Annotated in this window: 9 protein-coding genes; 6 read left to right on the forward strand and 3 right to left on the reverse strand. The window is 64.2% G+C overall.

Annotated features, from left to right (window positions below):
- Positions 1 to 41: 41 nt before the first annotated feature.
- The 3 genes from RM463_RS13860 to RM463_RS13870 form a co-directional block, all read right to left on the reverse strand.
- Entirely contained in the window at positions 42 to 1,418 is a 1,377-nt protein-coding gene (locus tag RM463_RS13860; protein WP_195689984.1) for an NCS1 family transporter, read from the reverse strand.
- Between the two features lie 115 nt (positions 1,419 to 1,533).
- Positions 1,534 to 2,283, reverse strand: coding sequence for an aspartate/glutamate racemase family protein (locus tag RM463_RS13865; RefSeq protein ID WP_195689985.1), 750 nt, complete (start codon positions 2,281 to 2,283; stop codon positions 1,534 to 1,536).
- 43 nt (positions 2,284 to 2,326) lie between these two features.
- Complete coding sequence (locus tag RM463_RS13870; RefSeq protein ID WP_195689986.1) at positions 2,327 to 2,629, reverse strand: hypothetical protein; 303 nt, start codon at positions 2,627 to 2,629, stop codon at positions 2,327 to 2,329.
- Here RM463_RS13870 and puuE point away from each other — a divergent pair.
- The 6 genes from puuE to RM463_RS13900 form a co-directional block, all read left to right on the forward strand.
- Positions 2,628 to 3,560 (forward strand): allantoinase PuuE, encoded by a 933-nt coding sequence (puuE, locus tag RM463_RS13875; RefSeq protein WP_195689987.1) that lies wholly within the window; start codon positions 2,628 to 2,630, stop codon positions 3,558 to 3,560. The genes RM463_RS13870 and puuE overlap by 2 nt on opposite strands.
- 72 nt (positions 3,561 to 3,632) lie before the next feature.
- A complete protein-coding gene (locus tag RM463_RS13880) occupies positions 3,633 to 4,169 on the forward strand; it encodes an ureidoglycolate lyase (RefSeq protein WP_195689988.1) in 537 nt (178 codons plus the stop codon).
- Positions 4,166 to 5,017 carry a bifunctional allantoicase/(S)-ureidoglycine aminohydrolase gene (locus RM463_RS13885; RefSeq protein WP_195689989.1) on the forward strand — a complete coding sequence of 284 codons (852 nt, stop codon included), beginning with the start codon at positions 4,166 to 4,168 and terminating at the stop codon, positions 5,015 to 5,017. The genes RM463_RS13880 and RM463_RS13885 overlap by 4 nt, the downstream gene beginning before the upstream one ends.
- A 254-nt stretch (positions 5,018 to 5,271) precedes the next feature.
- Entirely contained in the window at positions 5,272 to 7,047 is a 1,776-nt protein-coding gene (gcl, locus tag RM463_RS13890; protein ID WP_195689990.1) for a glyoxylate carboligase, read from the forward strand.
- Positions 7,048 to 7,135: 88 nt separating this feature from the next.
- Entirely contained in the window at positions 7,136 to 7,915 is a 780-nt protein-coding gene (gene hyi, locus RM463_RS13895; protein WP_195689991.1) for a hydroxypyruvate isomerase, read from the forward strand.
- 216 nt (positions 7,916 to 8,131) lie between these two features.
- Positions 8,132 to 8,944 (forward strand): 2-hydroxy-3-oxopropionate reductase (locus RM463_RS13900; protein ID WP_311430306.1); only part of this gene is annotated, 813 nt, incomplete at its 3' end.

Raw genomic sequence — 8,944 nt, forward strand, 5'->3', positions numbered from 1 at the left:
AGGCCGGGTTCGTGGTCAGGGGAGCCTGATCTGCAGGTGCCTTACTGACAGAATCGCTGGCAGGGTGCCCAGTTCTTCATCAAGAGGTAGTAGGTGATGCCCGCGGGGATCAGGCTCGCGTACCAGGATATTGACGAGAAGCTCAGCGCGGCGATGATGCCTGTGGCGGTGGCGATCAGGGCGGCCGGGTTGACGCCCCGATAGGGCCCGGTCTCGTTATACAGCTTGTCGAGGTCCAGGGTGCGACGCCGGATCAGGAAGTAGTCCACCACCAGGATGGCGAAGATCGGGCCGAGGAAGGCGGAGTAGGTCTGAACGAAGAGCTGCAGGCCATCGGCGGAGTCTGGCTGAACCAGTTTCCACGGGAAGGTGGCGAAGGCGAGCAGGCCGACGATCACGGTAGCGATCTTGAACTTGATCTTGAAGACGTCCATGAGGACATAGGTGGGCGGCACCACATTGTTGAGCACATTGGTGGTGACCTGGGCGAAGGCGATAAACAGCAGGGTGGCCATCAGCAGCGGCGTGTTGTCGACAGCGTTGGTAAATACCTGGATCGGGTCGGCGGTTCCCGTAGCCTCGGACACCATGTAGCCGATCAGGCCCATGAACAGGGTGCAGGGCAGGATTGACATGGCGTAGATGGTGGTCAGAAGCCCGGCGCCGGTCCCACGCCTGTGTTCTCGGGCGTAGTCGCTGACGTTGAGCATCATGGTGCTGTAGATGCCCAGGAACAGCATGGTGGCGCCCCAGAAGGGCATGCCCCAGGAACCTTCCATGGTCAGAAGGCTTGTGGAGAGCTCATCACCGTAACGCTGCACGGTGGCGTAGAACATGTACATCAGGGAGGCGAGGATGAAGGCGCTGCCGATATTCTCCAGCCACTTGATACCCTGGAAGCCCATCACCGAGAGAGCGATCTGCAACAGCTGGAAGGTGATGAAGTAGAACACCAGGTTGTCGAAGCCAAACAGCGTGGTCGACACCATGTTCAACGCCCCGGCGCCGATCCAGCTCTGGAAGCCGTACCACACCACCGCCGGCACGGCGCGTACCAGTCCCGGCAATCTTGTGCCGGTGAAGCCGAAGGCACTACGCGCCTGCACCATGAAGGGAATGCCGTACTTGTAGCCGGCGGCACCGTTCAGTGCCAGGGCGATGCCGATCACGAAGCAGCCAATGGCGATGGCGAGTGTCGCCTGAACCAGGTTCAGGGTGCCGACAACGCTCGAGCCCATGGCGAAGGTGCCGATGGAGACGCAGCCGCCGAACCAGGCCAGGAAGTAGGAGGCGCGTCCCATGATTCGGGTCTGCTGGGGGGCCAGGGATTCCTGGCCCGGCGCCTTGTGAGCGTCGCTGCCCGCGGGTTGGGGAGCGGCCGCTCGAGCCGCGTCGCTGTAGGTGGTCGGGTTGCTCATGCTGATGTCCTCGCAAGTGCGTTGTGGTTATCTTTGCGCATCCGTCAGGAGGGCTTGCGGTGTGGTGAGCGCCAGATGAGCTCTCACATGTCGGTGTTCAGGGCGCGTCAAGCGCCTATCGGCGTGTCGGTTGCAGGTTCGAGAAGCCCTCGTCGCGCCCGCTGAAGGGTTTCGGGCGTGGGAAGGCCAGGTCGCCATGCTTGCTGGTGCCAAGCCCCAGGCCGGTCAGGGCCTCGGCCAGCTTGACGGCGGCGGTAACGCCCTCGACGACCGGCAGGCCGACCTCGCGGCTGATGGTGTCGGTCAGATCGGCCATGCCGCCACAGCCCAGAACGATAGCGCCGATCTGGTCTTCGTCGCGGGCGCGTCGGCACTCCTCGATGATGCGGGTGAGGGCGGCGTCACCATCGTTCTCCAGGTCGAGTACCGGTATCTCGGCGGCCCGTACCCGGCGGCAGTGGTGGGAGAAGCCATACTGGTCAAGCAGATGCTCGGCGATGATGCCGGTGCGCGCCAGCGTGGTAACGACGGAGAAACGAGTGCTGATCAGCGTTGCCATATGAAAGGCCGCCTCGGCGATACCGATCACCGGTGCCTGGGTCAGTTCCCGGGCGGCGAGCAGGCCCGGGTCGCCGAAGCAGGCAATGATGTAGGCGTCGGCGCCATCCTTTTCACCGTTCAGTATCTCCTCGAGCACCCCCACGACGCTGATGGCCTCGTCGAAGTGGCTCTCGATGGAGACCGGGCCGTGGGAGGGTTGAGTGGCGACGATTCGGGTATCCGGGGCACTGACCCTGCGGGCCGCTTCGCCGATGGTCTCGGTCATGCCGGCGGTTGTATTGGGATTGATGATATGCAGGTTCATGGAGGAGTTCCGTGTCTTTGTCCTGTTTGTACACAAAGTAGAGTCATTTTGTTCTGGAAGCAACGCGGATCCTTGTCATCCCGCCGTGGGCCTTCAGCCCGCCTGTGGCGCGGCTTTCAAGCCATTTTTCGCCGTTTTCCCCGGCCTGATGGATACCCGACATTGGTCTAACAGGGTGCCTTGCTTCATAGGATGTCGCCAATTTGTATAGCTTTTTGTATTCAATTTCGGGGGCGTCTACGGCTTGAAGTTGCCCTGGAGACACATTATTTTTGTTTTTGTATACACGGGAGCAGGCCGCATCGTCGGGATCGCCGCTCCCATAACAATCAGGACACTTCGCCATGACCCATGCCTCCGCCTCCCACTACCCTCGCGACCTGATCGGCTATGGCCGCACCCCGCCCCACGCCAACTGGCCCGGCAATGCCCGAATCGCCGTGCAGTTCGTGCTCAACTACGAGGAGGGCGGCGAGAACTGTGTGCTGCATGGCGACGAAGGGTCCGAGCAGTTCCTCTCGGAGATCATCGGCGCGGCCAGCTATGCGGACCGCCACCTGAGCATGGAGTCAATCTATGAGTACGGCTCGCGGGCCGGGGTGTGGCGCATCCTGCGCGAGTTCGAGCGTCGCGGCCTGCCGCTGACCGTTTTCGGCGTCGCCATGGCCCTGGAGCGCCACCCCGAGGTGGCCCATGCCTTCAAGGAGCTGGGTCACGAGGTCGCCTGTCATGGCTATCGCTGGATTCACTACCAGGAGGTTTCCGAGGAGGTCGAGCGCGAGCACATGCGGCGTGCCGTCGATATCTTCCAGTCGCTCTACGGCGAGAAGCCGCTTGGCTGGTATACCGGCCGTGACAGTCCCAATACCCGTCGGCTGGTGCTCGACGAGGGGGGCTTCCTCTACGACAGTGACTACTATGGCGACGACCTGCCGTTCTGGACCCGCGAGAAGGACACTCAGGGCGTCGAGCATGACCATCTGGTCGTGCCCTACACCCTGGACACCAACGACATGCGCTTCGCCGCGCCCCAGGGGTTCAACACCGCCGACCACTTCTTCACCTACCTGCGTGATGCCTTCGACGTGTTGTATGCCGAGGGGGAGGAGTCGCCGAAGATGCTTTCGGTAGGCATGCACTGCCGCCTGCTGGGACGCCCGGGACGCTTCCGCGCCCTGCAGCGCTTCCTGGATCATATCGAGGCCCACGAGCGGGTCTGGGTGACGCGGCGTGTGGATATCGCCCGCCACTGGGCGGAGCACCATCCCGCGCCCTGATCCGGTGTCATCCCCGAACCCGAGAGGTGGGCGGTGCGCCGCCTACCCGACCTGCCGTCTACAGGAGCCAGCATGCTTGAACTCGAGGCCCAGCCCCTCACTCCCGAGGCCTTCGCGCCCTTCGGCGAGGTGATCGATACGCGAACGTCGGACTCTTTTCCCATCAACGCCGGCCGCACTCGGCGCTATCACGACCTGGCCAGGATCGAGACCCTGGGGGAGGGGGCCCGGGCACTGATCAGCATCTTCGTCAGTCAGCCCGTCGAGCTGCCGCTCGAGCTGCCGTTTCTCGAACGCCACCCCCTGGGCAGCCAGGCCTTCGTGCCGATGCATGAGGAGCGCTTCATCGTGGTGGTGGCGCCCCCCGGCGACACCATCGAGCCCGACAGCGTGCGCGCCTTCGTCACCGATGGTCGCCAGGGCGTCAACTACCGCGCCGGGGCATGGCACGCCATCCAGTCGGTGCTCGAGCGCGAGGGCGAGTTCCTGGTGGTCGATCGCGGCGGCGAGGGCAACAACTGCGACGAGTACCCCATCGACATCCGCGTGACCCTGCCGCAGGGCGAGGCCGTCACGCCGACCGAAAGCGAACAGGAGTCCACCTCATGAGTCAGCCGCATCAGTCCTCTCGCCAGTACTATGCCCCCCAGGGCGGTCATCCGAGCCAGAAGGTGATGACCACCGACCGCGCCATGTTCACCGAGGCCTTTGCGGTGATTCCCAAGGGGGTGATGCGCGACATCGTCACCAGCAAGCTGCCCCACTGGGACAACACCCGCCTGTGGGTGCTGTCGCGTCCGCTCTCCGGCTTCGCCGAGACCTTCTCCCAGTACATCATGGAGGTCTCCCCGGGTGGCGGCAGCGAGCGGCCGGAGAGTGATGCCGGTGCCGAGGGGGTGCTGTTCGTGGTGGAGGGCGAGATGACGCTGACCATCGAAGGCGAGAAGCATCGCATGGTGCCCGGTGGCTACGCCTTCCTGCCGCCCGGCTGCGACTGGCAGCTGCGCAACGAGACCGACGCCCCGGTGCGCTTCCACTGGATCCGCAAGGCCTACGAGTATGTCGACGGCATCGACGTGCCGGAGGCCTTCGTGGTCAACGAGAACGACATCACGCCGACCGTGATGCCCGACTGCAACGAGGTGTGGGCCACCACCCGCTTCGTCGACCCGGACGACCTGCGCCACGACATGCACGTGACCGTCGTCACCTTCCAGCCCGGCGGCGTGATCCCCTTCGACGAGACCCACGTCATGGAGCACGGTCTCTACGTGCTCGAGGGCAAGGCGGTCTATCACCTCAACCAGCAGTGGGTCGAGGTCGAGGCCGGCGACTACATGTGGCTGCGCGCCTTCTGCCCGCAGGCCTGCTATGCGGGTGGCCCGGGGCCCTTCCGCTATCTGCTGTACAAGGACGTCAACCGTCACATGGCGCTGCCCTACAGCCAGCGCCGTTGAGAATCGGTACAGCAGTCATCTGGTGACAAGGCAGTGCCTCGGTGTCTTGTGCACGAAGATGTCTGCGTGACTGGATTCTTGAAGAAGATTTCTACTTGAAAAGCCTCAATGATCTGATTCATTGAGGCTTTTTTGGATGTATAAAAAGTTTGGAAAATAATTCCAAAAAAACTGGCGGATCTAAGGGTAGGTGTCTATTCTCATTATGCAGAATGATTTTCCATAAAAATAAATGTTCACAGGAGTAAGCCGCCATGCCTCGGATGACCGCCGCGGAAGCCGCTGTCCATGTACTCAAGAAGGAAGGGGTCGATGTTGCCTTCGGCGTGCCAGGCGCCGCCATCAACCCCTTCTACGCCGCAATGCGTCGGATCGGTGGGGTGGACCATATTCTGGCGCGCCATGTCGAGGGCGCCTCGCACATGGCCGAGGGCTACACCCGCGCCGAGGCCGGCAACATCGGCGTGTGCATCGGCACCTCCGGCCCGGCCGGCACCGACATGATCACCGGTCTCTACTCCGCTTCCGCAGACTCCATCCCGATCCTGTGCATCACCGGTCAGGCACCGACCGGCAAGCTGCACAAGGAGGACTTCCAGGCGGTGGACATCCAGGCCATCGCCGGCCCCGTCACCAAGTGGGCCATCACCGTGCAGGAGCCGGCCCAGGTGCCGCGCGCCTTCCAGCAGGCCTTCCAGATCATGCGCAGCTCGCGTCCGGGACCGGTGCTGCTCGACCTGCCCATCGACGTGCAGATGACCGAGATCGAGTTCGACCCGGACACCTACGAGTCGCTGCCCGCCTACAAGCCGGCCGCCAGCCGCGCCCAGGTGGAGAAGGCGCTGGGCATGCTCAACGAGGCCGACAAGCCGCTGCTGGTGGCCGGGGGCGGCATCATCAACGCCAATGCCGGCGACCTGCTCACCGAGTTCGCCGAGCTGACCGGGGTGCCGGTGATCCCGACCCTGATGGGCTGGGGCGCCATTCCGGATGATCACGAGCTGATGGCGGGCATGGTCGGCCTGCAGACCTCGCACCGCTACGGCAACGCGACCCTGCTCGAGTCCGACTTCGTGATGGGCATCGGCAACCGCTGGGCGAACCGTCACACCGGCACGCTCGAGACCTATACCGAGGGCCGCAAGTTCGTCCACGTGGACATCGAGCCGACCCAGATCGGGCGCATCTTCGGCCCAGATTACGGCATCGTCTCCGACGCCAGGGCGGCGCTCGAGCTGTTCATCGAGGTGGCCCGCGAGTGGCAGGCCGCGGGCAAGCTCAAGGAGCGCAACGCCTGGGCCGAGGCGTGTCAGGAGCGCAAGCGCACCCTGCTGCGCAAGACCCACTTCGACGACGTGCCGGTCAAGCCCCAGCGCGTCTACGAGGAGATGAACAAGGCGTTCGGCAAGAACACCCGCTACGTCAGCACCATCGGCCTCTCGCAGATCGCCGGCGCGCAGTTCCTGCATGTCTACAAACCGCGCCACTGGATCAACTGCGGTCAGGCGGGCCCGCTGGGCTGGACCATCCCGGCCGCCCTGGGCGTGCGTCGCGCCGACCCGGACACCGAGATCGTCGCGCTCTCCGGCGACTATGACTTCCAGTTCATGATCGAGGAGCTGGCGGTCGGGGCGCAGTTCAACCTGCCCTACCTCCACGTGGTGGTGAACAACTCCTACCTGGGGCTGATTCGCCAGGCCCAGCGCGGCTTCGAGATGGACTACCAGGTTCAGCTCGCCTTCGAGAACATCAACTGCCCGGAGATCAACGGCTACGGCGTGGATCACGTCTCGGTTGTCGAGGGGCTGGGCTGCAAGGCGATCCGCGTCACCGAGCCCGACCGGATCGCGCCGGCCTTCGCCGAGGCCCGGGAGCTGATGAAGGAGCATCGCGTGCCGGTGGTGGTCGAGGTCATCCTCGAGCGGGTGACCAACATCGCCATGGGCACCGACCTGGCCGGCATCAACGAGTTCGAGGCGCTGGCCGAGAACGTCGCCGACGCGCCGAGCTCCATCGCCGCGCTGCGTTAAGGAACACTAGTCTCGTCGCCGATGGGGAGCGGCGGCGGGCGCTCCGGCAATATCGCCGAACCACACGAAAAGAGACAGGGAGATGCACATGACCAAGTTTGCCGCCAATCTCAGCATGCTGTTCACCGAGGTCGACTTCCTCGACCGCTTCGAGGCCGCCGCCAAGGCCGGCTTCAAGGGCGTGGAGTACCTCTTTCCGTATGACTTCGAGGCCGCCGAGATCAGGAAGCGCCTCGACGACAACGGCCTGACCCAGGTGCTGTTCAACCTGCCGGCCGGCGACTGGGACGCGGGTGAGCGCGGCATCGCCTGCCACCCGGGGCGCGTCGAGGAGTTCCGCAAGGGTGTCGACCAGGCGATCGCCTACGCCAGGATGCTGGGCAATACCCAGGTCAACTGCCTGGCCGGCATCAAGCCCGAGGGCGTCGGCGACGACCAGGCGCGCCAGACCCTGATCGAGAACCTGCGCTTCGCCGCCGAGAAGCTCGAGGCCGAGGGCATCCTGCTGGTCGCCGAGCCGATCAACACCCGCGACATCCCGGGCTTCTTCCTCAACCGCACCGCCCAGGCGCTGGCGCTGTTCGACGAGGTGGGCTCGAACAACCTGAAGCTGCAGTACGACATCTATCACATGCAGATCATGGAAGGGGATCTGGCCCCGACCATCGAGGCGAACCTCGCGCGCATCGCCCATGTGCAGCTGGCCGACAATCCCGGCCGCCACGAGCCGGGCACCGGAGAGATCCACTACTCCTTCCTGTTCGCCCATCTCGAGCGTCTCGGCTATGAGGGCTGGATCGGCTGCGAGTACAAGCCCAAGGCGGGTACCCAGGAAGGCCTGGGCTGGCTGGACGGGGTTCGCGGCTGAAATGGCCGCTGGCTTCCGGTCGGGATGAGCTTTTCCGGCGCCAAGACGCCGCGAGGGCGCTGTGAACCCTTCCCTGGGCGCTACCGACGCCATCCTTGGCGTAGGACCCTCGCTCTGTCTTGGCCCCGGCGCTCATCCCTGGTGTCTTGAGCGACGTTTCCAAACAGAAAACACTCTAGATCCAGTATCAGCACTTCACGTGACAGGAGAGATATCATGAGCAAGATCGGTTTTATCGGACTGGGCATCATGGGCCGTCCCATGGCGGGCCATCTGCTGGATGCCGGCCATGAACTGACCACCGTCAAGCGCGGCACCCTGGACGAGACCCTGGCCTCCAGGGGCATGCAGGAGCTGGCCGATCCCAAGGCGGTCGCCGAGGCCTCGGAGGTGATCATCACCATGGTCCCGGACACCCCCGACGTCGAGGAGGTACTGTTCGGCGAAGGTGGCGTGATCGAGGGCCTCAAGCCCGGCACCCTGGTGATCGACATGAGCTCCATTGCGCCGATCCCGACCCAGGAGTTCGCCAGGCGCATCACCGAGGCAGGCGGGGAGTATGTCGACGCCCCGGTCTCCGGCGGCGAGGGCGGTGCCATCAACGCCACCCTGACCATCATGGTCGGTGCCACCGATGAGGGGTTTCGGCGCGCCACGCCGATCCTCGAGGCGCTGGGCAAGACCATCACTCATATCGGTGGCCACGGTGCCGGCCAGACCTGCAAGGTGGCCAACCAGATTGTCGTCGCCCTTACCATAGAGGCGGTGTCCGAAGGGTTGTTGTTCGCCTCCAGGGCCGGTGCCGACGTGGCCAAGGTGCGCGAGTCACTGCTCGGTGGCCTGGCCCAGTCGAAGATTCTCGATGTCCATGGCGAGCGCATGATCAAGCGGACCTTCGAGCCCGGCTTCAAGATCAAGCTGCACCAGAAGGATCTCAACCTGGCGCTGGAGGGAGCGCGCACGCTGAATCTGTCGCTGCCCGGCACCGCCAATGCCCAGCAGCTGTTCCAGGCCTGCGCCGCCAATGGC

Origin of the sequence: Halomonas sp. LES1 (assembly GCF_031846005.1) — a bacterium.
Taxonomy (GTDB): Bacteria; Pseudomonadota; Gammaproteobacteria; order Pseudomonadales; family Halomonadaceae; genus Halomonas.